The sequence below is a fragment of the Arthrobacter sp. ov407 genome, assembly GCF_900102895.1.
In the GTDB taxonomy this organism is placed as follows: Bacteria; Actinomycetota; Actinomycetes; order Actinomycetales; family Micrococcaceae; genus Arthrobacter.
Window position 1 is genome coordinate 24106 of sequence record NZ_FNGD01000005.1, and the last position, 25087, is coordinate 49192.

At 66.5% G+C, this 25087-nt stretch carries 25 protein-coding genes and 1 tRNA gene; 15 read left to right on the top strand and 11 right to left on the bottom strand.

What is annotated here, in order from left to right; all coding sequences use genetic code 11:
• The first annotated feature begins 141 nt into the window (after positions 1-141).
• The 4 genes from pstC (at position 142) to BLS42_RS07550 (ending at position 3805) form a co-directional block, all read left to right on the top strand.
• On the top strand, positions 142-1074 hold the full coding sequence (gene pstC / locus BLS42_RS07535) for a phosphate ABC transporter permease subunit PstC (protein ID WP_090579620.1): 933 nt from the start codon (positions 142-144) through the stop codon (positions 1072-1074).
• Positions 1075-2184 carry a phosphate ABC transporter permease PstA gene (gene pstA, locus BLS42_RS07540; protein WP_090578879.1) on the top strand — a complete coding sequence of 370 codons (1110 nt, stop codon included), beginning with the start codon at positions 1075-1077 and terminating at the stop codon, positions 2182-2184.
• A 48-nt stretch (positions 2185-2232) separates the two neighbouring features.
• Complete coding sequence (gene pstB, locus BLS42_RS07545; protein ID WP_090578882.1) at positions 2233-3012, top strand: phosphate ABC transporter ATP-binding protein PstB; 780 nt, start codon at positions 2233-2235, stop codon at positions 3010-3012.
• A gap of 208 nt (positions 3013-3220) precedes the next feature.
• Positions 3221-3805: a hypothetical protein gene (locus tag BLS42_RS07550; RefSeq protein ID WP_090578884.1), complete on the top strand. Its 585-nt coding sequence runs from the start codon at positions 3221-3223 to the stop codon at positions 3803-3805.
• A gap of 46 nt (positions 3806-3851) precedes the next feature.
• Here the strand turns inward: BLS42_RS07550 and BLS42_RS07555 are convergent, their stop codons facing one another.
• The 3 genes from BLS42_RS07555 to BLS42_RS07565 form a co-directional block, all read right to left on the bottom strand.
• Positions 3852-4862, bottom strand: coding sequence for an inorganic phosphate transporter (locus tag BLS42_RS07555; RefSeq protein ID WP_176803287.1), 1011 nt, complete (start codon positions 4860-4862; stop codon positions 3852-3854).
• Positions 4863-4869: 7 nt separating this feature from the next.
• Positions 4870-5487 carry a DUF47 domain-containing protein gene (locus BLS42_RS07560; RefSeq protein WP_090578890.1) on the bottom strand — a complete coding sequence of 206 codons (618 nt, stop codon included), beginning with the start codon at positions 5485-5487 and terminating at the stop codon, positions 4870-4872.
• A 384-nt stretch (positions 5488-5871) separates the two neighbouring features.
• Positions 5872-6525 (bottom strand): hypothetical protein, encoded by a 654-nt coding sequence (locus BLS42_RS07565; RefSeq protein WP_018774895.1) that lies wholly within the window; start codon positions 6523-6525, stop codon positions 5872-5874.
• Between the two features lie 193 nt (positions 6526-6718).
• On the opposite strand from BLS42_RS07565, the gene BLS42_RS07570 reads away from it, so the two are divergent.
• The 3 genes from BLS42_RS07570 to BLS42_RS07580 all read left to right on the top strand — a co-directional run bounded on the left by BLS42_RS07570 (position 6719) and on the right by BLS42_RS07580 (position 9054).
• Positions 6719-6791, top strand: a tRNA-Lys gene (locus BLS42_RS07570).
• Positions 6792-6995: 204 nt separating this feature from the next.
• Positions 6996-7490, top strand: a complete 495-nt coding sequence (locus tag BLS42_RS07575; RefSeq protein WP_090578893.1) for a MarR family winged helix-turn-helix transcriptional regulator — start codon at positions 6996-6998, stop codon at positions 7488-7490.
• A 718-nt stretch (positions 7491-8208) separates the two neighbouring features.
• Complete coding sequence (locus BLS42_RS07580; RefSeq protein WP_090578896.1) at positions 8209-9054, top strand: putative protein N(5)-glutamine methyltransferase; 846 nt, start codon at positions 8209-8211, stop codon at positions 9052-9054.
• A 45-nt stretch (positions 9055-9099) separates the two neighbouring features.
• Here BLS42_RS07580 and BLS42_RS07585 read toward each other — a convergent pair whose 3' ends face one another.
• The 6 genes from BLS42_RS07585 to BLS42_RS07610 all read right to left on the bottom strand — a co-directional run bounded on the left by BLS42_RS07585 (position 9100) and on the right by BLS42_RS07610 (position 13372).
• The gene (locus BLS42_RS07585) at positions 9100-9531 is read right to left on the bottom strand and encodes a hypothetical protein (protein ID WP_090578899.1); all 432 of its coding nucleotides are present in this window, start codon (positions 9529-9531) and stop codon (positions 9100-9102) included.
• 170 nt (positions 9532-9701) lie between these two features.
• Positions 9702-9965, bottom strand: a complete 264-nt coding sequence (locus tag BLS42_RS07590; protein ID WP_090578903.1) for a GlsB/YeaQ/YmgE family stress response membrane protein — start codon at positions 9963-9965, stop codon at positions 9702-9704.
• Between the two features lie 241 nt (positions 9966-10206).
• Entirely contained in the window at positions 10207-11178 is a 972-nt protein-coding gene (locus BLS42_RS07595) for an aldo/keto reductase (protein ID WP_090578906.1), read from the bottom strand.
• Positions 11179-11277: 99 nt separating this feature from the next.
• Complete coding sequence (locus BLS42_RS07600) at positions 11278-11487, bottom strand: dodecin (protein WP_011690139.1); 210 nt, start codon at positions 11485-11487, stop codon at positions 11278-11280.
• Positions 11488-11539: 52 nt separating this feature from the next.
• Positions 11540-12502, bottom strand: a complete 963-nt coding sequence (locus BLS42_RS07605; protein ID WP_256336328.1) for an SGNH/GDSL hydrolase family protein — start codon at positions 12500-12502, stop codon at positions 11540-11542.
• A 159-nt stretch (positions 12503-12661) separates the two neighbouring features.
• Positions 12662-13372 carry a FadR/GntR family transcriptional regulator gene (locus tag BLS42_RS07610; RefSeq protein WP_090578911.1) on the bottom strand — a complete coding sequence of 237 codons (711 nt, stop codon included), beginning with the start codon at positions 13370-13372 and terminating at the stop codon, positions 12662-12664.
• Between the two features lie 214 nt (positions 13373-13586).
• Between BLS42_RS07610 and BLS42_RS07615 the strand changes: the two genes are divergently transcribed.
• The 8 genes from BLS42_RS07615 (at position 13587) to BLS42_RS07650 (ending at position 22097) form a co-directional block, all read left to right on the top strand.
• Complete coding sequence (locus BLS42_RS07615; RefSeq protein WP_090578914.1) at positions 13587-15074, top strand: four-carbon acid sugar kinase family protein; 1488 nt, start codon at positions 13587-13589, stop codon at positions 15072-15074.
• Between the two features lie 65 nt (positions 15075-15139).
• Positions 15140-16039, top strand: a complete 900-nt coding sequence (locus BLS42_RS07620) for an NAD(P)-dependent oxidoreductase (protein WP_090578917.1) — start codon at positions 15140-15142, stop codon at positions 16037-16039.
• Between the two features lie 128 nt (positions 16040-16167).
• Entirely contained in the window at positions 16168-17634 is a 1467-nt protein-coding gene (locus tag BLS42_RS07625; protein ID WP_090578920.1) for a GntP family transporter, read from the top strand.
• Positions 17634-18530 (top strand): class II fructose-bisphosphate aldolase, encoded by an 897-nt coding sequence (locus BLS42_RS07630; protein ID WP_090578923.1) that lies wholly within the window; start codon positions 17634-17636, stop codon positions 18528-18530. Before BLS42_RS07625 ends, BLS42_RS07630 begins: the two co-directional genes overlap by 1 nt.
• A gap of 186 nt (positions 18531-18716) precedes the next feature.
• Positions 18717-20057 (top strand): acyltransferase family protein, encoded by a 1341-nt coding sequence (locus tag BLS42_RS07635; protein WP_090578926.1) that lies wholly within the window; start codon positions 18717-18719, stop codon positions 20055-20057.
• On the top strand, positions 20054-20398 hold the full coding sequence (locus tag BLS42_RS07640) for a GNAT family N-acetyltransferase (RefSeq protein ID WP_090578929.1): 345 nt from the start codon (positions 20054-20056) through the stop codon (positions 20396-20398). The genes BLS42_RS07635 and BLS42_RS07640 overlap by 4 nt, the downstream gene beginning before the upstream one ends.
• Before the next feature lie 126 nt (positions 20399-20524).
• Positions 20525-21289: a hypothetical protein gene (locus tag BLS42_RS07645; protein WP_090578932.1), complete on the top strand. Its 765-nt coding sequence runs from the start codon at positions 20525-20527 to the stop codon at positions 21287-21289.
• Positions 21290-21314: 25 nt separating this feature from the next.
• Complete coding sequence (locus BLS42_RS07650) at positions 21315-22097, top strand: SDR family NAD(P)-dependent oxidoreductase (protein ID WP_090578935.1); 783 nt, start codon at positions 21315-21317, stop codon at positions 22095-22097.
• A 12-nt stretch (positions 22098-22109) separates the two neighbouring features.
• Here BLS42_RS07650 and BLS42_RS07655 read toward each other — a convergent pair whose 3' ends face one another.
• Together BLS42_RS07655 and BLS42_RS07660 are read right to left on the bottom strand one after the other, a co-directional pair.
• Positions 22110-23162, bottom strand: a complete 1053-nt coding sequence (locus BLS42_RS07655) for an FUSC family protein (RefSeq protein ID WP_090578939.1) — start codon at positions 23160-23162, stop codon at positions 22110-22112.
• A 187-nt stretch (positions 23163-23349) separates the two neighbouring features.
• Positions 23350-24951 carry an MFS transporter gene (locus BLS42_RS07660; protein WP_090578942.1) on the bottom strand — a complete coding sequence of 534 codons (1602 nt, stop codon included), beginning with the start codon at positions 24949-24951 and terminating at the stop codon, positions 23350-23352.
• Positions 24952-25087: the final 136 nt, after the last annotated feature.

Genomic DNA, 25087 nt, shown 5'->3' on the forward strand with positions numbered 1-25087 from the left:
ACCCAGGTTCCCTGCACCATGGCGGCCGCCATGGAGCAGGGAACCGACGCGTTTGTTCCATACATCAAGATTTGCCGGGCGCCGGCCGCGGTGACCTCCGCAGCCGAGACCCGGATCCCATCCAAACCGAAGGACCGTGAAGTGACCACCACCTCCCTGACCAAGTCCCGGGGCGCAGGCCACGCCGGTGACAAAGTCTTTTCCGCAGCCACCTTGGCAGCAGGGTGTTTGATCCTCGTCGTGCTCTTCGGAGTGGCACTGTTTCTCGTTATCCAGGCTGTCCCGGCCCTCGTGGCTCCGCCGGACAAAATCCAGGGCGGCGAAGGATTCTTCACCTACATCTGGCCGCTTGTCATCGGCACCCTCATCGCCTCGGTGATCGCACTCGTGATCGCGACACCGATCGCGATCGGCGTCGCGCTGTTCATCTCGCACTTCGCACCACGCAAGCTCGCCTCCGGCCTGGGCTACGTGATCGACCTCCTAGCTGCCATCCCGTCCGTGGTCTATGGCGCCTGGGGCGTTGCGTTCCTGGCCAAGGAAATCTCGCCGTCGTACAACTGGCTGGCCAACAATATGGGCTGGCTGCCGATCTTCCAAGGCCCCGCCTCCGCCACCGGCAAGACCATCCTCACGGCCGGAATCGTGCTCGCCGTCATGGTCCTGCCGATCATCACCTCCCTGACCCGCGAAATCTTCCTGCAGACCCCCAAACTGCACGAAGAGGCCGCGCTGGCGCTCGGCGCCACCCGCTGGGAGATGATCCGCATGACCGTGCTGCCGTTCGGCCGGCCCGGAATCATCAGCGCTGTGATGCTGGGGCTCGGCCGGGCCCTCGGCGAGACAATGGCCGTGGCCCTGGTGTTGTCCTCCGGAGTCCTGACGGCCAGCCTGATCCAGACCGGCAACCAGACCATCGCCGCCGAAATTGCCCTGAACTTCCCCGAGGCCAGCGGGCTCAAGGTCAGCACGCTGATCGCCGCCGGCCTGGTGCTGTTCGTCATTACCCTCGGTGTGAACATGATCGCCCGGGGGATCATCACCCGGCACAAAGAATTCTCGGGAGCCAACTAAATGACCTCCACCCTGACTCCCGTACGCAAGCGCTCGGCACTGACCAAGGGCCAGTTGCCCAAGGCTGCGCCGTATATTGTCCTGGCCGTTGCACTGGTCCTCGGCGCGGCAATCCTGGCCCTGATCGGATTCAACGCCTTCGGCTGGGGACTCGTCTCCGCTATCCTCTTCGCCGCCGGCCTGGTGGGCTGGAGCCTGGCTGTGGAAGGCGCCCGCAAGGCCAAGGACAAGCTGGCCACCTGCCTGGTTGTGGGCGCCTTCCTGATTGCCCTGCTGCCCCTGTTCTCAGTGATCTGGACCGTGCTGGTCAACGGGCTCCCCGGGCTCCTGGACCCCGGATTCCTTAACACCTCCATGAACGGCGTTACCGGCGCCTTCGATAACAAGACCGTCGAGGAAGGCGCCCCCTTGCTGGGCGGCATCTACCACGCGCTCATGGGCACCCTGCTGATCACGGTGCTTGCCACCCTCATCTCGGTCCCCGTGGGCCTGCTGACCGCGATTTACCTCGTGGAGTACGGCGAGGACCGCGCGCTGGCCCGGGCCATCACCTTCTTCGTGGACGTCATGACCGGCATCCCTTCGATTGTCGCGGGCCTGTTCGCCGCCGCTGCCTTCTTCGCCGTGGTCGGACCCGGCACCAAGACAGGCGCCGTTGCCGCCGTCGCACTGTCCGTGCTGATGATCCCGGTGGTGGTCCGCTCCAGCGAAGAAATGCTCAAGATCGTGCCAAACGAACTCCGAGAGGCCGCCTACGCCCTCGGCGTCCGCAAGTGGCGGACCATCCTCAAGGTGGTCCTTCCGACGGCGATCTCCGGCATCGCGTCCGGCATCACCCTGGCGATCGCCCGCGTGATCGGCGAGACCGCGCCGATCCTGGTCACCGCCGGATTCGCCACCGCCATCAACACCAACGTGTTCAGCGGCTGGATGGCCTCGCTGCCGACCTTCATCTATACGCAGATCCTTAACCCCACCTCACCGTCCAACCCGGATCCGTCCTCCCAGCGGGCCTGGGGCGCGGCCCTGGTGCTCATCATCCTGGTGATGCTGCTCAATCTTGGCGCCCGTCTGATTGCCCGCATGTTCGCCCCCAAGACAGGCCGCTAGGCCACGGCCGCGCCCGCCGCCCCTACCTCCAGCAAGTGAAGGAATACCATGTCTAAGCGCATCGACGTCAAGGACCTGAACGTCTACTACAGCAAATTCCTGGCCGTCGAAGGCGTCAATATCAACATTGACGCCAAGTCCGTCACGGCCTTCATCGGCCCCTCGGGTTGCGGCAAGTCCACCTTCCTGCGAACCCTGAACCGCATGCACGAGGTCATCCCCGGTGCGCGGGTTGAAGGCGAGGTGCTGCTGGACGGCGACAACCTGTACGGCCCCGGCGTTGACCCGGTCACGGTCCGCGCCCAGATCGGCATGGTGTTCCAGCGCCCCAACCCGTTCCCCACCATGTCTATCAGGGACAACGTGCTGGCCGGCGTGAAGCTGAACAACACGAAGATCTCCAAGGGCGAGGCCGATGTCCTGGTGGAGCGTTCCCTTCAAGGGGCGAACCTGTGGAACGAGGTCAAGGACCGTCTGGGCAAGCCCGGCTCGGGATTGTCCGGTGGCCAGCAGCAGCGGCTGTGCATTGCCCGCGCGATAGCAGTGGAGCCCCAGGTGATCCTCATGGACGAGCCCTGCTCCGCCCTGGACCCGATCTCGACGCTGGCCATTGAGGACCTCATCAACGACCTCAAGGACCAGTACACGGTGGTGATCGTGACCCACAATATGCAGCAGGCGGCCCGCGTGTCGGACAAGACGGCCTTCTTCAACATTGCCGGTACCGGCAAGCCGGGCAAGCTGATCGAGTTCGGCGACACCCCGACGATCTTCAGCAACCCGACCGAGAAGGCCACCGAGGACTACGTCTCCGGCCGCTTCGGATAACCACTGGGCCCGCGCCTTGCTCCCGGACCTCGCCCTTCCGACGCTCCGGCAACGGCACTAAGCGTCGCTGACACATGCCGACTTCAGCAGTCTGCGCCAGTATCTGCCGCGGTATGCCCGGGGTGGCTGGGATAGGCTCGCTTGGGACCGGAGCAAGCAATGATTCCGGCTGTAAGGGGCGGGGAATTCCTTGGATCTACTGGGCGGCATGAGCCGCGACGAACTCCGTATCTTTTCCTGGGTTGCGGCCACCGTCTTCGCGCTTGTGGCCGGCGTCTGGCGTCCGCGCAGGCTTCATTGGACTGCGCTTGGTTCCGTCCTGTTCTTCGCGGCCCTCAACGCGGGTGCCGGGATCTACGTCCTGAACCATTTCGGCGATTCGCGCTGGTCTGCAGGGGGAGAACCACCGCTGAGCGCTCCGTCGTTTTCCGGGACGCCTGTCGTGGGGCAGTTTCTGGGCCCCCTGGACTCCGCTCTGAACGGAGTCGTCGGTGGCGTGAACGAGTTCCTGGCATTCAAGCAGGCACTTCCCGTAGCGCTGGACTTCCTTGCCGTGTCCGGCTGGGCCCTGCTGGTGTCGTTCCCGCTTGCCATTCTCGCCGCCGGCATCAGTTACGCCGTGGCCAAGCGCCGAACGGCGGACTTCGAAAAATACCGTGCCACCGTTGACCTGCTCAAAGATGAGCTTGAGCAGGTCAAGCGCCAGATCTCGTCAGGGAATTCCGTCGACACGGCGCTCCCTGCAGAGGACGAGGTCACTGATGTGCGGCCCAGGCTGACGCGCGGAGGATGATTCAGGTGGGTGTCTAGACCTAAGACTTGACCCATAGGCACCGCTTCTACAGGCCGGCCACCGGCGAGAGTGCCAACTGAAGGACGAACGCGGCGGCGGCGGTGGCAACCGGGGTCAGGACCCAGAACGCCAGGATGCGGATCACCAGCGGGCGGTTGGTGTCCGGGAAAGTCTGGTTGGCGCCGGCGCCGAGGGTTGCCGACGTCACCGTGTGGGTGGTGGAGACGGGCCAGTGCAGTCCGATCGCGCCCACGAGCAGCATTACTGTGCTGTACATCTGCGCGATAAATCCGCGCAGGGGGTCGATCCGGGTCAATCTGTAGCCAATGGTGTACGAAATCCGCCAGCCGCCTGCCAGGGTTCCCGCCGACAACAAGATGGCCGTCAGCAGGGCCACCCACGACGGCACGGAACCGCCGTCGGAGAGCCCGGCCGCCAGCAGCGCCAGGATCACCACCGCGCTGGTTCGCTGGCCGTCCTGCAGACCGTGCCCGAAGGCAACCGCGCCGGCAGCAACGGCCTGGGCCAAGCGGGAGCGCGTATTGACGACGTTGGGTGTCGTGTAACGGGCTGCCCAGCTGGTCGGCCAGACCAGCAGGTAAGCCCCGAGATAGGCGATTACCGGCGAAATCAGCAGCGGTAGCACCACCTGGGACAGGAGCGAGGTGTCAACGCCCGTGACGGGGTTACCGCCGACGGCGACGCTTGCGACCCCGGCACCGGCGAGCCCGCCGACCAGGGCGTGCGTGGAGGAGGACGGGATGCCGCGCCACCACAGGTAGAGCCCCCAGAGGGTGGCGCTGAGGAGCCCGGCCAGCAGGATCGTCAGGCCGTTCGTGCCAGGCGGCAGCGACAGCCACGCCTGGCTCACCGCCAGCGTCAGCGCGGCGCTGAGTGCGGCGCCGATGAAGTTGAACAGGCTTGCCAGCAGCACCGCCACTGTTGGGGTCAGCGCCCGCGTCCGCACGGCCAGGGCCACCGACGAGGACGCGTCCCTGAAGCCGTTGAGAAATGCGAAGGCCCCGGCGCAGAGCAGCACCAGGGCAAGGAAGAACATCACCACGTCAGGATTCCTTGACGATGATGCTGCCCACCTGCGTGGCGATCCGGCGCATGTCTTTCGTGACTTCCACGAGCTGGTTCGCGACGTCGCGGTTGCGCGCGTACTGCATCGCCTTCATCTCGTGGAGCATGTCCGCGACCCAGACCCGGTGCGTGCGTTCGGCACGTTTAGCCAGGCGCAGGATCTCGATCCAGTAGTCCTCAAGGTCGTCCAGATTGGTCAGCATCCGCATCGCCTCGACCGTGAGTTCGGCTTGGCGGCTGATGATTTCCAGCTGGTCCGCGGCGCGTTTGGGCAGCCGTTCGAGCTTGTAGAGGGACACGAGCTCGGCGGCGGCGTCGAGCTTCTCCATGGCCTCGTTGAGGAATCGGGACAGCGTGTACATGTCCTCGCGGGGCAGTGGGTTTAGGAAGCTGGTCCGCATGTGGGTCAGGAGGGCAAAGTGCAGCTCCGCCGATTTGGCCTCATGGTTGTGCATGTCTTCCACGAGCCGGGCGTGCTCACTGGCCGGGGCGCCGAGGATCTCCGAGAGCGTTCCAGCGCCCAGCACGATCTGGCGCGCCATCTGGGAGAGCAGGTCCAGGCCGGCGGACTCCTGCGGGAACAGGCGCAGCTTCACGTGGTGTCACCGGTCTTCCGAGGAGAGTTTCGCGGGTGGGGGCGGCCGGTCGTGTGACTTGACGGAGACCTGCGCATACGCATTACATTACCGTCCGCGTCCGGCCCGGACCGGCCGGACGCGGCACATGACGGCGCAGGGAAGGCCAAAGCCGAGGCCGCAGGCAAAGCGGGCATGAAAATGGTGCCGAACCGGATACGCCTCTCGGCGGTAGGCCGCTCTAGGCGGCTAAATGTTGAAGCCCGGGGGTTTCGCGGTTCGGCACCGCTTTCAGTTTTCTACGTAGGTTCTTTCAAGTCAACATTGACAGCCCGTCCCTGCCGTGCGTGTCCGGAGCGGTGCCAGCCCGTGATCCGGACGCCTGCCGCGCCGGCCGGCTGGCCTTTAGTCCAGTTCGCCCAGCCGCCACGCATTGGCGGCGTGTTCGAGGTCCTCGGCCGTCTTGACCAGAAGATGCGAGTTGCGAGTGAGCTTGCTGGCGTGGTTCTCGTTGCTGTGCTCGGCGTTGTCGGCTAGCGTCGCCTGGCCCAGGGCCACCACGCGGCAGAATGCGGCAGAACGCTCCAGCGCGACGTCGAATTCGCCGTCGAACGCTCCGGAGAGGATGGCGTCCGCCATGGACTTCATCTCATCCGCGCCGGGCGGTTCGGCGGCGCCGGCCACCACATGCGAAACCTGGGCCGTGTCCTTGCCGGCTTTGAAGTAGACGGAGATCCGCTCGGGATCTTGGATGGTGGCGGCCCGCAGGGCGTACAGGCGCCACAGGGCACCGGGGAGGGACCGGGCGGGGCTTTCGGCCCACATTTCGGCGATCGCTTCCAAGCCCTGCTCATCGGCGAGCTTCACGAGCCGCTTGGTGACTTTGGGATCGTCGCTGTCGCGGCCGCGGCGCACCAGCGCCTGCGCGGCCAGATGGGCCGCTTCCGAGACGCGCGCCGGATCGGCCCCGCCGGCGAAGGGCTCAAAGTCGATCGGCGCGAAGGGTTTCGGCTTGTGGTGCCGCGGGCCGGGGGCGCTTGATCCTGCTTGCTCGCTCATGCCCCCACGCTACTCCAGTGCCGCAAGGGAATCGAGGATGGCCGGCGGTGCTGCCGGTGACCGACGACGCCGGTCCAGGGCAATGTGAAAAAAGCCGGTCCAGGTCTGGGGTACAGTATTAACGTCCAGAAATGGACTGGGCTGAAACGCGCCGCAGCAGTGGATTTATCCGCTGGTTCGGGGCTATCGGCTGGGGCCTTTAGCTCAGTTGGTAGAGCATCGGACTTTTAATCCGTGGGTCGTGGGTTCGATCCCCACAGGGCCCACTCTTTTAGCGAAGAGTGGAAAATCCCCGGTTTCCTGGCAGCAGGAAGCCGGGGATTTTTTGTGCCTTCACTTCAGTCCTTCTTCTGGGCAGTTGCCTGTTGCCCGTGGCCGGAGCTCCGGGATCCTCGGTGCTGCGGGGCGCTGTGACCGCAGCCGCCTGGATTGTACGGCTGGCTAGATACCAGTTCCGCTAGGCTTGGCAAATGGACTCCCACGGCGCCTCCGGGTATTGGTATGGCCCCGACGACAGCCTGGACACCCCTGCGGCTATCTTGCAGGCCCTCCGCGACTATCGGACCTCGGAGGTGGCGACCAGGCGTTCCACCCGCGATTCGATGGGGATGGGCGAGACGGACCTGCTGGCTTTGCGCTACTTGCTGCGGGCCAAGGCGACCGGCGAGCGGGTGGGTCCGAAGGATCTTAGCCGCGTCCTGGGCATCACTACCGCCTCCACCACGTCGCTGATCGACCGGCTGGTGGCCGGCGGGCACGTCCGGCGCGAGCCTCACCCGACCGACCGGCGCTCGCTCGTGATCGTGCCGACGGTGGCGACGGATTCCGAAGTCCGCGCCACGCTCGGCCACATGCACCAGCGCATGATGGAGGTGGCTGAGTCCATCAGCGCCGAGGACGCCCGGGTGGTCATAACGTTTCTGCGCCGGATGGGCGCGGCCATTGGCGACGAGCGGCGCCACTAGCTCGTTCAACTACTTATATGTATGCTTACTACTTGTTTTTCGACATCAAACGAGAGTAGGCTTCGTGGCTGAATCCGCAACCCTTGCCGGGTACCCGGCTACGGTTCCCTCTCCCAGGGCCCCGCTGCACTGCAGCGCACCCATGGAATGGCGCTCGCCGGAGCCGGACACCATGCCTTCCTACTCGTTCGGGCCCGCCGACCCATCCTTTGCCCTCCCAGAGCTGTGGCGCTGCGCCTGCGGTTTCCAGCTGGACGGTCTGGAACAGGGTCACGCGGGGGTCAGTCTCTTAGACGCGCGCTGAGAGCCGGGGCTGGGCCCGCACCAGCGCGGTCGGGAGGCCACGTGCAGCCGGTCCGCGGCAGGACCACTTCCTGGTCTAGAACCGGCCCCAAAGCCAGCCCCGGTCGGGGCCGTGATGCCGCCGTCGGCGTCGAGTTCATAGAACAGGGATGGAGTCCATGCTGACATCCTGCCAGCCGGCCCTGCCACGCCGCGGCAGACCGCGGCAAACAACTTCCGAGAACCGCCGGTGCAATCATCGCTGGACCAATCACCTGGGGACCTTGCGCCTTCGGTAGCATGGGGAAGTCCGAGCAACTGCAGCAAAAGGAGGTGGGTCCCGTTCCCGCAAGTCCAGAAAGGGTGCCCTCCCCGCGGTGCCGGCTGCGGCCAGCTCAAGGTGAGGGCGTCTGACACCAGACCGAAAGGCGCTCCCATGCCAGTAATCCACCATCTTTCCCCGCACGAGACCCTCACGGCCAGGCTCCGTGCAGCCGGCTGCGTGTTCGCCGAAGACGAAGCCCGTCTGCTGATCGACGCAGCCCCGACGCCGGCGGCACTCGAGGGGATGGCCAGCCGGAGGGTAGCCGGCCTTCCCCTCGAACACATTCTCGGCTGGGCGGAATTCTGCGGACTCCGCGTCGCAGTCGATACCGGAGTGTTCGTGCCGCGGCGGCGGACGGAATTCCTCGTCCGGGAGGCCGCTGCGCTGCTGGACGCCTGGCGCATGGTGCCGGGTGCTGGCCGCCCGGCACCCGTCGTCATCGATCTCTGCTGCGGGTCCGGTGCTGTCGGCGCGGCACTTGCCGCGCTCGCCGGTCCCGCCGAACTCCACTGCGCTATCGAACTGCACTGCGCGGATATCGACCCCACGGCCGTGGCGTGTGCGCGCACCAACGTCCTGCCACTGGGCGGGGAGGTCCACGAAGGCGATCTCTATGCGGCGCTCCCGGCGGGACTTCGGGGCCGCGTCCGTTTGTTGGCCGTCAATGCCCCATACGTTCCCTCGGCGGACATTGAAACCATGCCGCAGGAGGCGCGCTTGCATGAGCCGCGGGCCTGCCTCGACGGCGGCGCCGACGGGCTGGAGGTACAGCGGCGGGTCGCCGCGGGCGCGCGGCAGTGGCTGGTGCCCGGCGGCCACGTGTTGATAGAGACCAGCCGCCGGCAGGCCGCGCAGACGGCCGGAATTTTTCGAAGGCACGGGCTGGCGGCCCGCGTGCTGCGCTCTGAGGAGCTGGGGGCTACGGTGGTGGCCGGCGCGCTGGTGCCTTCCGGCTGACCAGAGTTACCCGCCGGTGGCTGCGGCGGTCCCTGCCGGGAACACCTAGGGCAGTTTGTCCTCGTCCACGTTGGTGGCCGGGCCGGCCGGGGTGGCGCCGCCCTCGTCCGACCAGTCCTGGCCGTCCCGGTCGGTAAGCGCCGGGTCGGAATGGACATCGCGGGCCGTGGGCACAGCTGTTCCGGGCGTGGCTGTTCCGGGCGTGGCCGCGGAAGTGCTCCCGTGTCCGGCCTCGCGGTGAACGGCGGAGCTGATGACAGTACCCGCGCGGCGGGCGGCTTCGCCGAGATGCTCGGAGACCTCGGGGGCCTTGTCCTTAACCGTTTCGGCTGCCGCGGCCACCTTGTCCTGGACCGGCTTGCTTTGCCATAGTTCTGCGCTCCGGGCTTTGAGCTTGTCATAGGCCGCGCGGCCCGACCTCGATCCCAGGACATATCCTGCTGCCACTCCGATGCCGAAAAGAAGTTTGCCTTTCATGCTGTGCTCCTGCTCCCTGACGTAGGTAAAAAGTAGACGTTTCTGAACAGTTCCTAGACAGTCGGTGGCGGGGCTGACTCAAGCGACCCGCAGCTCACCTTTCCTGTCAAAGTAATGCAAAAAACCGGCCCCGGGAATATCCCGGGACCGGTTTTCGGTCAGTCTCCGTGTTAGCGGACTGAGCGCTTGCTGATCATGCCGTAAACGAGCAGGACGATGATCGCACCGCCGATGGCCAGCAGCCAGGTCCAGATCGAGAAGAACTCACCCATCGGAACGTGGAACAGTGCGCTGCCGATGAATCCGCCCAGGAGGGCGCCGACGACGCCGAGGATCAGAGTGATGATGATGCCACCGCCCTGACGTCCCGGGAGGATGGCCTTAGCGATTGCTCCGGCGATGAGGCCCAGAATCAGAAATGCGAGAAAACCCATTTTTCGTTCCTTCTTCTTTCATAGAGGAGGCACCCAGATCCTGGGTGCGCTTCATCCTTCTGCCCTAATACTAATCATGCTTAGTATCAAAGAGCCACCCGACTCCCCGTGGGTTTGGCTGGGGGAGTGTAAAAACAGCCGCGTATGGCCGGACGATTCACGGGAGTTCACGCCGTGTACGGGCGTTGTTCAATTCTCTTTTGCTCAGTTGTTTTCTGGGATGCCCGACGCCGGCCGCGGCCTACCATGCGTAGTTTTCGGGTGCCGTGCGGTGGCCCGGGAAAATCTCGTCGAGGCGCTTGAGTGCATCGGCGTCGAGCTTCAATTTGTGCGCCCTGATGGAGGCCTCGAGCTGCTCAAGGGTACGCGGGCCGATGATCGGAGCGGTGACTGCCGGCTGGTGGAGCAGCCAGGCGAGTGCGACGTCCGCCGGTTCCTGACCGAGTTCGGCGGCGAAGTCCTCGTATCGCCGGATCTGTTTCTGGTGCGACTTCAGCGCATCGAGGGCGCGGCCCGCGATGCGGCGGACGCCGTCGCCCTCTTTCTTCAGCACTCCGCCCAGCAGGCCGCCGTGCAGCGGCGACCATGGCAGGATCCCCAGGCCGTACTGCTGGGCTGCAGGGATGACTTCCAGCTCCACGTCCCGGATCAGCAGGTTGTAGATCGACTGTTCGCTGACCAGCCCGTTGTAGTTGCGGCGGGCGGCGGTTTCCTGGGCGCGGGCGATGTGCCACCCGGCGAAGTTGCTGCTGCCGGAGTACAGTATCTTGCCTTGCTGGACCGCGACCTCGATAGCCTGCCAGATCTCCTCCCAGGGCGTGTTCCTGTCCACATGATGGAACTGGTAGAGATCGATGTAGTCCGTCTGCAACCGCTTCAGGCTGGCATCGAGTGCCCGCCTGATGTGTAGGGCCGAGAGTTTGGACTCGTTGGGCCTGTCCGTCATGGTGCCGAACAGCTTGGTGGCGAGCACCGTGCGCTCACGGCGCTCGCCACCCTGGGCGAACCAGCGGCCGAGTATTTCCTCCGTCCAGCCGCGGTGGCTCGAGCCGCCATACACGTTGGCGGTATCGACGAAATTGATGCCGGCGGCCTGTGCGGTGTCCAGGATGGCGAAGGCCTGCGTCTCCTCGGTTTGCGGGCCAAAGTTCATGGTCCCCAGGCAGAGGCGCGAAACCGTCAGGCCGGAGCGGCCCAGGTGCGTGTAGCGCATGAAGCGTTCCTCTCCGTCCTGATCGCCTCCGCCCTGACGCGTTGCGGGTTTCCTCCGAAGGCGGGCCGGTGCGTGCCGCCGTCGCTCCGGAGGCTGGCGTCAGCGCTCCAGGCGGAACCCGAGCTTGATGGTGACCTGCCAGTCGGCGACCTGCCCGTTTTCAAGGTGGCCGCGGATTTCCTTGACTTCGAACCAGTCAAGGTTCCGGAGGGTCTTGGCGGCCTCGGCGATGCCGTTCCGGACGGCCGCATCGACGCCCTCGTTCGAGGTTCCGACAATTTCAGAAATGCTGTAAGTGTGATTAGACAACTTCGCTCCTCGTGATCGCCATCGCTGCCCGGCTGTGGGCCGTTCCTGCAGACTAGCCGACCGAACCCGGCCGGACTAGGGGTTTGTGCCCGGAGTCGGGCACACCGGGAGGCGGGCCCGGCAGCGGGCGTTTGGCCTGCCGGGGCAGGGCGTCTGCCCGCGGCCTGATCCGGCTCACCACCCATGGCAGCATGTAGTGCGCCATCCAAGCCAAGTCACCGGCCCGGGCTTCCCGCCAGTTGCCCGGCGGCATGGGCTTGGGCTCCAGCGGCCGCAGGCGGTGCGGCACGCTGAGCGTGTCCAGGACCATGGCCGCAATAGTGTGGTGTCCCAGCGGCGAAAAGTGCAGGCGGTCCGGATCCCACATCCGCGGATCGCTCAGTTGCCGCAGTGCCCACAGATCAGCGATAACTACATCGTGCCGCGCGGCGATGACACGGATGTTCTCGTTGAATACCGCGACCTTCCCCCGGATGTGTCCGAATACGGCGGTCTCGCCCCAGTCCGGCCCGGTGAACAGGACTACCGTGGCCCCGGTCGCCGAGAGCGCTGCCACGGCGTCGTCGAGGGCGGCGGCCATCCGGTCCGGATCGCCGCGATGGAACACCAGATCGTTCCCGCCGGCGGAGAGGGTGACGAGGTCCGGTTTTAGGCTCAGGGCCGGTCCGAGTTGCTGGTCGAGGATTTCGCGCAGAACCAGACCGCTGATGGCAAGGTTTGCGTAGCCGAACTCGCCGCGCCCCTCACCGAGTTCCTCGGCAATGCGGTCCGCCCACCCTCGCATGCCGCCAGGACTCAGCGGTTCCGGGTCGCCGACGCCTGCCGTGAACGAATCCCCCAAGGCGACGTACCGGCTCCACGGTCGTGAACGCCGGGCGCCGGAATGCCCTCGTGCGGAGCCCCTATCCCCTGAATGCCACGGCCCCGCGGCGGGGATGTTGACGCCGGTATGGCCGGCGTCCGGCTCGAGGAACCTGGCGGCGTTCACATCACCAGCAATACGCCGATATTCCATGCCGCGCTAGGTACTTATGCCCCTAGCGAGGCATCGTGGAGGCGTTGGCGCCCGCCCCCGGGCCGCCCCGACGCATCGAACCGGAGGAATCAATGGAACTCGAGAAGCTCTTCCTCTCGCTCGCCTGAGCTCATCAGCCGGGCAAGGCGCGGGTCCGCGTCAGGCAGGGCCTTCGGCCAGCACGAACGTCTTCAGGTCATCGAGGGTCTGCTGCATGTGGGCGTCCATGGCGTCGCGGGCGCGGTGCGGGTCGCGTGAGGCCAGCGCATCCGCGATGCTCTGGTGGTGCCCGATGGCGTGCTCCTGAATCTGGGGCACCTTGGACGTCTCCGTCCGCCGCTTTTCAAGCACGCGGTGCAAGGGTTCGAACAACACGGCCACGAAGACGTTTTCCGACGCCTGCAGGATGAGGTCGTGAAAGGCGAGGTCCGCCTCGACGAACGCCGCCAGATCGTTGTTCTCGTGCGCCAGCCGCATCCTTTCGACGTGACCGCGCAGGACCTCGATGTCGGAGTCCGCCATCCGCCCGGCGGCCAGTTCGCAGGCGCCCGTCTCCAGCATCCGGCGCAGCTCAATGAGCTGAATGGCGGCCGAGGCGTCGTTCGTGCCCTCCGAGGCCGCCCGCAGCACAGCATCCAGGGAGCCCCAGCGGCTGACCGGGTTCACGAACGTGCCGCGGCCCCGCTCCACGCTGAGAATCCGCTGGGCTTCAAGGGTCTTCATTGCCTCGCGCACGGTCATTCGACTGACCTCATGCGCGGAACTGAGCTCCAGTTCGCCGGGGACGCTCGCGCCGGGCGGGAACTCGCCGGCAATGATCCGGTCCAGCAGTTCGTCGGCCACTACGCCGACCAGCGATTTCCTAGCCAATTCTCCCCGTCCAGCGGCTCCGCTTTGCCTGAGGCATTGCCTGATGTTTGTCTCATGGTGTTCCCTGATGGCCAAGTCTACTTGCGCGTCGTTGTGCCATATGCCACACTAGCATCCATATATAAGATGTCTGACATCTTACATTTACATCATTCTGTGACTCCCTGAGGGCCGCAGGTTTCCACCGATTGATCCCCACACAATGGAGTGCATAGTGCCCCTCGAAGCAGACGTGCTGGCCGCTTTCCCCGCGGAAGTGCAGATCCCCGCCCGGCAAGTGGCAGACAGCGTGGCTGCCTCGTCCGAGGCATCCCCCCGTGTCCTGGTAGTGCTCGACGACGACCCCACCGGCACGCAGTCCGTCGCGAACCTGCCGGTCCTCACCCGCTGGGAAGTGGTGGACTTCGCCTGGGCGTTCGCCTACGAAGTCAACGGCCAGCGCCAGCGCGCGGTCTATGTGCTGACCAACACCCGCAGCCTCGATCCGGCCGAGGCGGCTGCCCGCAACGAGGAGATCGTCCGGAACGCCCTCGCGGCCGCCGCATCCGCTGACCCCGCGCTCCGGCTCAGCTTTGTCAGCCGCAGCGATTCCACCCTCCGCGGCCACTACCCGCTCGAACCGGACGTCATCGCCGCCACCGTCACCGCCGTCAACGGCGAGACGACCGACGGCGTCGTGATCGTGCCCGCGTTCCCAGACGCCGGCCGCATCACCATCGGCGGCGTGCACTACATGCGCGGCACCGGCGACGACGCCGGCAAGCTCACCCCCGTCGCCGAGACGGAATTCGCCAAGGACGCCAGTTTCGGGTTCGCCAATTCCGAGATGGCCAAGTATGTGGAGGAAAAGTCCCAGGGCCGCTTCGCCGCAGACTCGGTGATCGTGCTGGACCTGGACATCATTCGGGCCTCCACCGATCCGAACATCTCCGCCAAGGCCATTGCCGACGCCATCGACGCCGCCACGGACTCCACCCCGATCGTGGCGGACATCGTCACCGAAAACGATCTGCGCGCCCTGTCCCTGGGTCTGGAGGAAGCAGAACGCCGCGGCAAGAAGCTCCTCTACCGCGTGGGGCCGCCGTTTGTCCGGGCACGGATCGGCCAGGAAATCCGCACCGAACTCAGCGGCGAAGAAGCCTATGCGGGCAACACCCCCTCGGAAGCCGGCGGCCTGATCGTCGTTGGCTCGCATGTGGGCGTCACGACCCGTCAGCTCAAGGTCCTCACCCAGCAGCACAGCGCGGCACGCATTGTGGAGATCGACGTCGAAAAACTCCTCGGCGAGAACGCGGGGGAGTACCTGGACGAAACCGTTGACGCGGTCGTCGCGGCCCTCCACGGCGGAGACGTGATCGTCCACACGAGCCGGCTCCTGATCAAGACCTCCGACGCCGTCGAAAGCCTGCGGATCGCCCGCACCGTCTCCGCCGCCGTCGTCGCCGTGGTGAACCGCACGCTCAAGACCTTCCCGCCCCGCTTCGTGATCGCCAAGGGCGGCATCACGTCCTCCGACGTGGCCGCACACGGCCTGGAAATCCGGCACGCGATTGTCCGCGGGCCCATGCTGCCGGGCATTGTCAGCCTGTGGGAGCCGGTGGACGGCCCGGCCAAGGGCATTCCGTACATCGTCTTCGCCGGCAACGTGGGCGATGACCAGTCCCTCGCCGATGTCACGCGCAAGCTCAGCAATACCTTTTGATCCCCACTTGCACCCTGACTAGCTCAACACCGCACGCCACAACACGTCATTCAATGGAGAACACCATGACCAGCAACTACACCATCACCGTCCTTGGCCTCGGCGCCATGGGACTGCCCATGGCCACGCGCCTGGCAAGCCAGCTCACCGTCCACGGCTTCGACATCGCCGAGCCGCGCCTGAAGCTGGCTGAAGAGGCCGGCATCCGCACGTTCGCCTCCGCACGGGAAGCCTCGGAAGGTGCCGACGCGCTGCTGCTGGCAGTGCGCAACGGTGAACAGCTCAACGATGTCCTCTTCGGCGAGAACGGCGTGGCCTCCGTGCTCAAGCCGGGCGCCGTCGTGATCCTGGGCAGCACCGTGGGCACCGACGCCATCCCGGCTGCGGTGGACCGCCTGGCCGAATACGGCGTCGAACTGGTTGATGCCCCGCTTTCCGGCGGCCCCAAGCGTGCCGGCGAAGGCGACCTGCTGATCGTGGTGGGCGCGTCGCCCGAGGCCCAGGAAAAGGCCCGCCCGGCCCTCGAGCTGCTGGCCTCCACCCTGACCGTGGTCGGCGACAAGCCCGGCGACGGCCAGGCCCTCAAGACCGTCAACCAGCTGCTCTGCGGCATCCATATCGCCGCCGCCGCCGAGGCCATGGCCCTGGCCGACGCACTCGGCCTGGATCAGGCCAAGACCTTGGCCGCCCTCGAAGCCGGCGCGGCGGGCTCCTTCATGCTCTCCAACCGCGGACCGCGGATCCTGGAGGCGTACACGGAAAACGGCGCCGAGGTCCTCAGCCGCCTGGACATCTTCGTCAAGGACATGGGCATCGTCGGCAAGGCCACCCGCGACGCCGGCCTCGCCGCCCCCGTGGCCGCCGCCGCGGAGCAGCTCTACCTCCTCGGCCGGGCCCAGGGACTCGCCGCCGCCGACGACTCCGCCGTCATCAAGGTCATCGCCCCCACCAAGCGCACCGCGTAACCAACCATCCCACCCCCGGCGACGGCGGTTCCCCCTCCGCCGTCGCCGGGCCGTGCCCGCCCTGATCCGCCACTTTTACCTCACGGTTGAATCGTCGGACGACTTCCTGTCAAAGGAGACACCTCTTCATGACCCCCCTGCTCAATTCCCTGATGGTGCGCGCCGCCGACGTGCCCGTCATCAAGCCGGCCGTGGAGCTGGGAACCCCGCTGCTGCTGACCATCGCCGCCGCCGGCGTCGCCCTGCTGCTGCTCATGATCATCCGCTTCAAGATCCAGGCCTTCGTGGCCCTGCTGACCGTTAGCATCCTGGTGGCCGTGGCCGCGCAGATCCCGCTCAAGGACGTGTTCACCGTGGTGGCCACCGGAGTGGGAGGCACCATGGGCAAGGTCGCCCTCCTGATCGCGCTCGGCGCGATCCTGGGCCGGATGATCGAGGTCTCCGGCGGTGTGCAGTCCCTCGCGGCGCACTTCACCGCCAAGCTTGGCGCCCGAAGGGTGGCCGTGGCCCTCACTGCTGTTGGCTTCCTTGTGGCCATCCCGGTGTTCTTCGAGGTGGGCATCATCGTGCTCGTACCGATCGTCTACGCCTTCGCGAAGATCGCCAACGTGCACCCGGTCAAGTTCGGCCTCCCCATGGCCGGCATCATGCTGTCCATTCATGTGGCTGTCCCTCCGCACCCGGGCATCGTGGCCGGTGCCGGGGTATTCGGCGCCGACATCGGACTTATCACCCTCATCTCGCTGCTCATCTGCATCCCGCTCGGCTTCCTGTCCTACTGGGTTGCCAACATCATGAACAGCAGGGACTACGAGCTGCTGCCCGCCGTCAAAGCCCAAGTGGACGAGTACGGTTCGGACTCCCTGGTGCGCGTCGGCCACGAAGGTCCAGGTGCCCACGCCGTTGCCCCGCCGCGTCCGGCCCTGATCATCTTCCTCATCGCTGCGCCGATCGTGCAGATCCTGATCGGCACCCTGGGCACCCTCACCATTCCCAAGGACAACGGCTGGTACGGCCTAGCGGCCTTCATCGGCAACCCGTTCTTCGCCCTGCTGGTGGCCGTGGCACTCTCCTTCTTCCTGTTGGCCGTCCGCCGCAACTGGTCGCTGAAGGAAACCGGCGAAATTTTCGAAGGCGCGCTGCCTCCCATCGCGTCCATCCTCATGGTCGTCGCGGCCGGCGGTGTGTTCGGCGAGGTCCTGCGGACCTCCGGCATCGGTGCAGCCCTGTCCCAGACACTGGACAACCTGGGCCTGCCGATCATCGTTCTTGGTTTCATCATTTCCCTTGCCCTCCGCGCCGCCCAGGGCTCAGCCACAGTTGCGATCGTCACCACCACCGGCCTGCTGACCTCCGCCGTTGCCGGCGGCGGCTACTCGCCGGCCCAGATCGCCGTGATCGTGATCGCCATCGGCTTCGGTGCCCTCGGCCTGTCCCACGTGACCGACGCCGGATTCTGGACAATCGTGCGCTACTACGGCCTGACCGTCTCCGACGGCCTCAGGACTTGGACGGTGCTGACGACTATTCTCGGGCTCGCCGGCTTCGCCCTGACGTTCGTGGCCTGGATCCTGGTGGGAGGCCTGAGCGCCTGATGCGTACCCGAATCGATCACCTTGTGGCCTCGGCCCTCCAGCACGGCTCGGCCGTACCGGCGTTCACCTGCTACGACTTCACCACCGCGCTCGCCGTCGTGGGAGCGGCCGAGGAATTCGGGCGGGGCGCCATCCTGCTGGTCGCGCCGAAGACCGCGGCCACGCCCAACGGGCTGCGGCTGATCGCCGCCCTCCGCGGACTCGCCGACGCCGCCGGCGTTCCGATTGCCGTTCAGTTGGATCACGCCACCGATCCGCAGGTGATCGCCGACGCCGTCAGCGCCGGAGCCGACTCGGTGCTGGTCGACGGGTCCTCGCTGTCGTACGAGGACAACATCGCCCTGGTCCGGGGCGTCCGGGCGGCCTTTGCGGCGCGGGGCAGAGCCGACGTCGTGATTGAAGCAGAACTCGGCGGACTCGCCGGTGACGAGGACCGGGCCTTCGGGCCGGACTCCGCAGGCCCCGCCGCAGATAACGCAGGCAGCACAGTGGCGGACGAACCCGCCGGCCTCACCGACTCCGCCCAGGTGGAGGACTTCGTGGCCCGCACGGGGGCGCAGCTGCTCGCCGTGGCCGTGGGCAACGTCCATGGCAAGTACCAGGGGGAGCCCCGGCTGCGCTGGGACGTGCTGCAGGACATCGCCGTGCGGACCCGGATTCCGCTGGTCCTGCACGGCGCCTCGGGCATTCCGGCCGAGGAACTGGTCAAGGCCGCGGCCATGAACGTGGGCAAGGTCAACTTCAACACCGAGCTGCGTACCGGCGTCCTGGCGGTCCTTGAGGAACAGACCACCGCGCACCGGGCCGACGGCGAGAACCTTCAGGCACTGCTGGGACAGTGGGATGCCACAGCTAGGACGTTCGCCGCGACCGCCATGGCCACGCTCTCCCGCTGACGGCCTGTTTAGCCCGCAACCGGCGGAAGGGGAGGCCAGGATCGGACCATGATCCTGGCCTCCCCTCGGCATCCGGGGGCTGCTCACCGCCTGAGCACCCGCGCGGACCCGGGCCAAACTCCTCTGGCAGTCAGGGCGCCCAAGGCCGACAATGGTGCAACACAGCCGGCCTTCCCAAGGGGCGCCATGGATCCACAGCAGCGGTCAGCCGGCCGCCCGGTCCCCATGCCGGACCGCGACCCGGTGATCGACCTTGTGCGGTTCTTCTGCCTGGCATTGGTGGTGGTCGCGCACACGATGATGGTGAGCCCCGTGCTGCACCCGGACGGTACTGTGACCAGCGAAAACATCCTGGGCAACGAGCGCTGGTTTGAGCCTGTGGTGTGGGTCCTCCAGATCATGCCGCTGTTCTTTGTGGCCGGCGGGATCACCGGTCTGCAGTCCTGGCGGCGGCTCCGCGCCAGGGGCGGCAACGCCTTTGATTTCATGCAGGGCCGGCTGCTGCGCCTGATCCGTCCGGCTGCTGTCCTGCTGGCCGTCATGTTCACCGTCCTGTCGCTGGCCCGCCTGGCAGGCGTTGACGCCCAGGTCATCGAACTGCTCACCAGCGGAGCCGGGATGCCGCTGTGGTTCCTGGCCGCCTACCTCGCCGCGCAACTCAACCTTCCGTGGCTGGCGGCGCTCCACTCCCGCGCGCCGTGGCTGACCCTCGCCGGGCTCACCACCCTGGTGGTGACGGTCGATTGCCTGCGGGGAGTGCTGCCGCCGCTGGCCTACCTGAACATGGTGTTCGTGTGGTGCGCCGTGCAGCAGCTCGGATTCATCGTGGCAGACGGCGAGCGGCTGCAGCCGGGCCGGCCGGCGTACTTTGGCATCATGGCTGCCAGCAACATGCTGCTGGGGCTGATAGTCCTGCTGGGGCTGTACTCCGGGAACATGCTGGTTAACCTCAACCCGCCCAATGTGACGTTGCTGCTCCTGAGCATCTCGCAGGCCGCCGCCCTCCAGCTCTTCCGGCCGGGGCTGTCCCGGATCGCGTCCCTGACCGGCGTGCGGCGAATGATGGGCGTGGCCGGCCTGCGGTCCATTACCGTCTATCTGTGGCACCTACCCCTGCTGGCGGCAATGTCCGGGCTGCTGCTGCTGACGGATTTTCCCCAGCCGGTAGGAGGAAGCGCGGCCTGGTGGTGGGGGCGGCCCCTGGTGCTGATGGGCGTCGTCGCGCTGTTGCTGCCCGTGCTGGCGCTGTTTGGCAGGTTGGAGGAGCGGCCCACGGCGTCCGGCCCGTCGCAGAGCCGCCCGGCGGCCGCCGTACTGCTGGCCGCCGTCGCCGTATTTGTCCCGGCGGTCGACGCGGCGCTCAACGGGCTCACTCTTGGGCTCCTCGGCGGGGGTGCCGCCTGCTTCGCGCTCGCCGTCGTGCTCCTGGGGCGGATTCCCGCTCGGCTTACAACGCCAGCTGACCGGCCGGGCGGATCTGACCCGCCATTGCCACGCCCGCCATTAAGTGCCAATGTCGAACCATGACGGAGAACTCGGCAACCACGGAAGACACCTTCACCCCGGACGTCTCCACAATCAGGAACGACGAGCTGCACCGCTACGAACTCCGTGTCGGCGGCAAGCCCGCCGTCCAGGTGCGCTTCATCGACAGGCCGGGCCATATCGACTTCATCCACACGGATACGGCAGAGCAGTTCCAGGGCCAAGGGCTTGCCAAAGTGCTGGCGCACTTCGCCCTCGATGACGTGGTTGCATCCGGCAAGCGGATCATTCCGAATTGCCCGTTCATGTACCGCTACCTGCGCAAACATGAGTCGTACCACCAGTATGTGGACTGGCCGGAACGGGTGCCCGAGGGAGCCTGACCGCCTCGGCCCGGCGCCGGACCGGCCACAGGCGCGCGGTCCGCTTGTGAGCCGGGGAACAACCTCGTAAGGTTTGAGCAGAGTTATGCAGTTGGCTCTTGGATAGGTCGCTTTTGGAGAACCCCCATGAACCATAAACTGCGTGTGTTTGTCCGTATGGACATCGATCCCGCACATGTCACGCTCGAAATAACCGGCTGCGTTGCCCCGTCGGATTCGGCTACCCTCATGCACATCGTGCGTCGCGCCGGCCGCATCGGTGCCGGGGCCGAGGTGATCGTCGACCTCCACGGTACGTCGCACCTGGACCCGGACGTGTTGCTGGACCTTCGCCGGCTCGCGGCTGACAGCCCCCTGCCGTCCCCGGAGTCCCCGGACGCCGGGGAGCCGGGAACGGCTGTGCCATTCCGCCTGACCCTCGAGGAGCCTGCTGAGCTGCCTATCTGCCTCCTGCACGTCGGCGCCGAGGCCGAAGTCCTCGCCGAGCTGGACACCGAAGTCCTCGCCGGACTCGACACCGGGCCGGACTCCGGCCTCAACACCGGACTCGACACAGGGCTGGACTCCGGGCTGGACTCCGGACTGGGGGCGGCCAACAGCCCGCTGGCCGCGGAAGCCGGCAGCGTCAGTGACCTTGGTGCCATGGACGGGCTGGCGCTTTCGGAGTACTTCGAGGACACACTGGATCCGGCGGCCACGGTCCGGGCCCTGTCCGACACCGCCCTGTGCCGGCTCGCCGACGCCCTGTACCGACACCTCGACACCCCTCGCCCTTCCTACGGAGCGCACACTTGGTACGAGCTCGCGGCCGAGGAGCTTCAGAACCGCCACCTGGCGGACGGCGACGGCTCGGCGGAGGACGAACTGGCGCCGGACACGGCCTTGGCCTGAGCCGCTACACCGTTAGGCTGTCGCTATGAACCCACAAACAGCGTCAACGCCGGGCACCACCGCGCTCATTACGGGCGCGACGGCAGGCCTCGGCGCCGAGTTCGCCCGCCAGCTGGCCGAACAGGGCCACCGCGTGGTGCTCGTGGCCCGCGACGCCGGCCGCCTCGCGGCCACCGCGGCGGAGTTGGAGAACAGCTACGGGGCCGCGGCCGAGACGATCGCCGCGGACCTGACCGACGACGCCGGGATTGCCGCCGTCGTCGCCCGCCTCACCGATCCCGCACGGCCGGTGGAGATCCTGGTCAACAATGCGGGAATCGGCTTGCTGCGGTCCTTCGAGGACAACGACATTGCCGAGGAGAAGAAGCACCTGAAGCTCCATGTCGAAACCGCCATGGAGCTTAGCCACGCCGCCCTGCAGGGCATGCTCGCCCGCCAGTCCGGCAGGATCATCAACGTCGCCAGCGTGGCAGCCTTCCTGCCGCGTGGAACGTACTCCGCGGCGAAGGCCTGGCTACTGAGTTTCTCGCGCTCGGCCAACATGGCTTACGCGGCGCGCGGGGTGAAGGTCACCGCCGTGTGCCCCGGCTTCACCCACACCGAGTTCCACGACCGGATGGGGATGGACAAGACCGTGACGCCGCGCTGGATGTGGCTTGAGGCCCGGCAGGTGGTCAGCGAGGGCCTGACGGACAATGCCAAGGGCAAAGCCGTCTCGATCCCCAGCAAGCGCTACAAGGTCCTGACATCGGTTTCGCGGGTGCTTCCGTCCCGGCTTGTCGCCGGGCCGCCGCGGCGCGCCAAATAGGCGCCGGATACATCAGGGGATAGCTGGGCTCCGGCGCCGGGTCAGCAGCACCACGAGGATTCCGACGGCGGCGCCGACCAGTGTCTCGAGCGCCCGTTCGGTCACGAGGACGCGGGGATCCGCCGGCGCCGCAAGCTGTCCGATCAGCAGGATCACCGGGGTGAAGGAGACCATGGCGAGGCCGTAATGCCGGGCCATGAACAGCTCGGTGCTGAACTGCAGGACGATCACCAGGCACGCCAGGACGGCGGCCTCGTGGCCGGGGAAGGCCAGCGGCGGCGACCCCGGCCACGGGAAGAGGATGGCGGCGACCACCACCAGGCCCAGGAGTGTGCCGACAATGCGGTGGACGCCGCGGTACACACTGCTGGGCAGATCGGCGCCGGCGAGCGGCACCGCCGCCGCGGCCATGGCCCAATGCGGGTGGCCGCTGCCGCTGAGGACCCCGATCGTCCCGGCGGCGCCGACGGCGCTCACGTAGCGGGCGGCATGCAGCCACGCCGCCCGGCGGCCTGCCCCGCGCAGCACCGTTACGTTCCGCCGGAAACCGCGCTGCCAAGTGCGGCCACGGAACCAGCCGCCAAAGCCAACCATGATCGAGAACGCGGCCGATCCGGCGGCGATAAGAACAGCCGTCTGCCACGGGACCGCTGCGGGAACGGACGCGCACGCGCCCAGGGCCAGGATCCCGAAGAAGGGGCCGGCGGGTTTCAGGGCGGTTCTGTCCGTGAACAGCGAGCCCACGCCGGCAAACGCGGCCTCCGTGATCACCAGGGCCCACGAATGAATGTGATGGACAGAGAGGAAGACGCCGACTCCCACGCCGGCGAGCAAGAGGATGGCCGCCTGGCCTTGATGGCGGAGCCGGAGCTGATGAGGCTCGGTGCGCCCGTACATGCCCGTCAGCGCGCCGAAAACGGCGTAGCCGATCAGCTCGGGGCGCCCGGCCACCAAGAGCGCCAGCGTCGGAACGGCCACGCTGATCGCCACCCGCCAGGCCGACACGTGGTCCTTGTTGGCCGGGGCCAGGCTGTGCAGCGAGCGGATGTGGTGCAGCAGGGACATCACAACTGCCTCTCGGCTTTCTCTGTTTTCTCCGGGATCCCCCGGGGACTGAATGTGGTGTGGACACGCCTAAGGCCTGTCCCGGATGCTTCCCCAACGGGTCAACATGCGGAACAGGCCTCAAAGGGCGGGGCTGTCAGCTACGTAGCCTGGGCTACTGCTGCCGGGTCCGGTCGGACCGGCAGGCTCAAACTGTGGCCGGGACTTTCTCGGCTTCCCCGCGCCCTGCGGTGGAACCTGCGGCCGGTGCGACCATGGGCATGTCCATGTGCTCAAGGTCGATCAGCGGGTTCTCGTCCTGCGTCGCGACCAGTTCGCGGGCCTCAGCCTGGGTGTCCACGCTCGGCATGGAGCCGGGCAGCGGCATCTGGGCGGATTCCTTGAGGAAGTAGATCGCTACTGCGCCGATCGCCGAGGTGGCCATCAGGTAGTAGGCCGGCATCATGTCGTTGCCGGTTGCGGTGATCAGAGCGGCAACGATGAACGGCGTGGTGCCGCCGAAGATGGCCACCGAGAAGTTGTACGCGATGCCCATGGCGCCGTAGCGGCTGGCCGTCGGGAACTGGGCCGGCAGGGCCGAAGCCAGGTTGGCCACGTAGAACGTCACCGGGAAAGCAATCAGGGAAAGGCCGGCCAACGTGGACCAGATTTCACCGATACCGATCAGGAGGAACGCAGGGGTGGCCAGGACGACCGTGCTGATGGCACCGATCCACAGCACGGGGCGGCGGCCGATCCGGTCAGAGAGCTTGCCGGTCAGCGGGATGCAGAGGCTCATGATGACCAGCACGGGGATGGTCAGCAGCGTGCCGTGCAACTCGTCGTAGCCCTTGGACTCGGTCAGGTACGTCGGCATGTAGGAGGTCAGTGCGTAGCCAGCGGTGTTTGCTGCCGCTACCAGGATCATCGCGACGATGAGTGAGCGCCAGTACGCCTTCACGATGCCCACCGGGCCCTTGGAGGCTGCGGTGTCCGAGGCGGTTGCGTCCTTGGCGGCGCTCTCCTGGGCATCCAGGGTTGCCTGGAACTGCGGCGATTCCTCGATCTTGCTCCGGAAGTACACGGCGATCAGGCCGAGCGGGCCGGCAAGGAGGAACGGGATGCGCCAGCCCCACTGCTCCATGGTGTCCTGGCCGAGGGTCAGCTGCAGCACCGAAACGAGGGCTGCGCCAAGGGCGAAGCCGAGGTAGCTGCCCATGTCCAGGAAGCTGGCGAAGAATCCGCGGCGCTTGTCAGGGGCGTACTCGCTCACAAAGGTCGTGGCGCCGGCGTATTCACCGCCGGTAGAGAAGCCCTGGATAACTTTGAACAGGACCAGCAGGACCGCAGCCCAGATGCCGATCTGTGCGTAGCCGGGCAGGAGCCCGACGGCGAAGGTGCTTGCGGCCATGATCATCAGGGTCGCGGCGAGGACCTTCTGGCGGCCGATCTTGTCGCCTAGCCAGCCGAACACGACTCCGCCGAGGGGGCGGGCGATGAAGGTGGCGGCGAAGGTTCCCAGCAGGAACAGGGTCTGGACGGACTTGTCCGCCTCCGGCAGGAACACCGGTCCCATGGTGGTAATCAGGTAGCCGAACACGCCGACGTCGTACCACTCCATGGTGTTACCCACAATGGTGCCGCCGAGCGCCTTCTTGAGCATCGGCTGGTCGACAACGTTGACGTCGGACTCGCGGAGTCGACGGCGACGTAGCTTCGGTTTCTTCACACCCTTGGGCGCGCCTTGGTTGGTTCCGCGGGCGTCAATAACGCCTGCTGAAGAGTCGGTCATGCTTCGGTCTGTGGGCATTTGGGAAGCTCCTAGGGAGATCATTTGCTTGCGACTTGTAGCTGCCCCGCTCTGGGCAGGCCTTCAATTTTACGGGATTTCTCTGGAGTTTCCGAGTTCCGTGCCGTATGATCGCTCGTTTCGAGTGGCATTTGGA

Excerpts from the sequence above, each read along its gene's own strand:
- pstA (WP_090578879.1), top strand. The coding sequence starts at position 1,075 with ATGACCTCCACCCTGACTCCCGTACGCAAGCGCTCGGCACTGACCAAG.
- pstB (WP_090578882.1), top strand. The coding sequence starts at position 2,233 with ATGTCTAAGCGCATCGACGTCAAGGACCTGAACGTCTACTACAGCAAA.
- BLS42_RS07550 (WP_090578884.1), top strand. The coding sequence starts at position 3,221 with ATGAGCCGCGACGAACTCCGTATCTTTTCCTGGGTTGCGGCCACCGTC.
- BLS42_RS07555 (WP_176803287.1), bottom strand. The coding sequence starts at position 4,862 with ATGTTCTTCCTTGCCCTGGTGCTGCTCTGCGCCGGGGCCTTCGCATTT.
- BLS42_RS07565 (WP_018774895.1), bottom strand. The coding sequence starts at position 6,525 with ATGAGCGAGCAAGCAGGATCAAGCGCCCCCGGCCCGCGGCACCACAAG.
- BLS42_RS07575 (WP_090578893.1), top strand. The coding sequence starts at position 6,996 with ATGGACTCCCACGGCGCCTCCGGGTATTGGTATGGCCCCGACGACAGC.
- BLS42_RS07580 (WP_090578896.1), top strand. The coding sequence starts at position 8,209 with ATGCCAGTAATCCACCATCTTTCCCCGCACGAGACCCTCACGGCCAGG.
- BLS42_RS07585 (WP_090578899.1), bottom strand. The coding sequence starts at position 9,531 with ATGAAAGGCAAACTTCTTTTCGGCATCGGAGTGGCAGCAGGATATGTC.
- BLS42_RS07590 (WP_090578903.1), bottom strand. The coding sequence starts at position 9,965 with ATGGGTTTTCTCGCATTTCTGATTCTGGGCCTCATCGCCGGAGCAATC.
- BLS42_RS07595 (WP_090578906.1), bottom strand. The coding sequence starts at position 11,178 with ATGCGCTACACGCACCTGGGCCGCTCCGGCCTGACGGTTTCGCGCCTC.
- BLS42_RS07605 (WP_256336328.1), bottom strand. The coding sequence starts at position 12,502 with ATGGAATATCGGCGTATTGCTGGTGATGTGAACGCCGCCAGGTTCCTC.
- BLS42_RS07620 (WP_090578917.1), top strand. The coding sequence starts at position 15,140 with ATGACCAGCAACTACACCATCACCGTCCTTGGCCTCGGCGCCATGGGA.
- BLS42_RS07625 (WP_090578920.1), top strand. The coding sequence starts at position 16,168 with ATGACCCCCCTGCTCAATTCCCTGATGGTGCGCGCCGCCGACGTGCCC.
- BLS42_RS07630 (WP_090578923.1), top strand. The coding sequence starts at position 17,634 with ATGCGTACCCGAATCGATCACCTTGTGGCCTCGGCCCTCCAGCACGGC.
- BLS42_RS07635 (WP_090578926.1), top strand. The coding sequence starts at position 18,717 with ATGGATCCACAGCAGCGGTCAGCCGGCCGCCCGGTCCCCATGCCGGAC.
- BLS42_RS07640 (WP_090578929.1), top strand. The coding sequence starts at position 20,054 with ATGACGGAGAACTCGGCAACCACGGAAGACACCTTCACCCCGGACGTC.
- BLS42_RS07645 (WP_090578932.1), top strand. The coding sequence starts at position 20,525 with ATGAACCATAAACTGCGTGTGTTTGTCCGTATGGACATCGATCCCGCA.
- BLS42_RS07650 (WP_090578935.1), top strand. The coding sequence starts at position 21,315 with ATGAACCCACAAACAGCGTCAACGCCGGGCACCACCGCGCTCATTACG.
- BLS42_RS07655 (WP_090578939.1), bottom strand. The coding sequence starts at position 23,162 with ATGTCCCTGCTGCACCACATCCGCTCGCTGCACAGCCTGGCCCCGGCC.
- BLS42_RS07660 (WP_090578942.1), bottom strand. The coding sequence starts at position 24,951 with ATGCCCACAGACCGAAGCATGACCGACTCTTCAGCAGGCGTTATTGAC.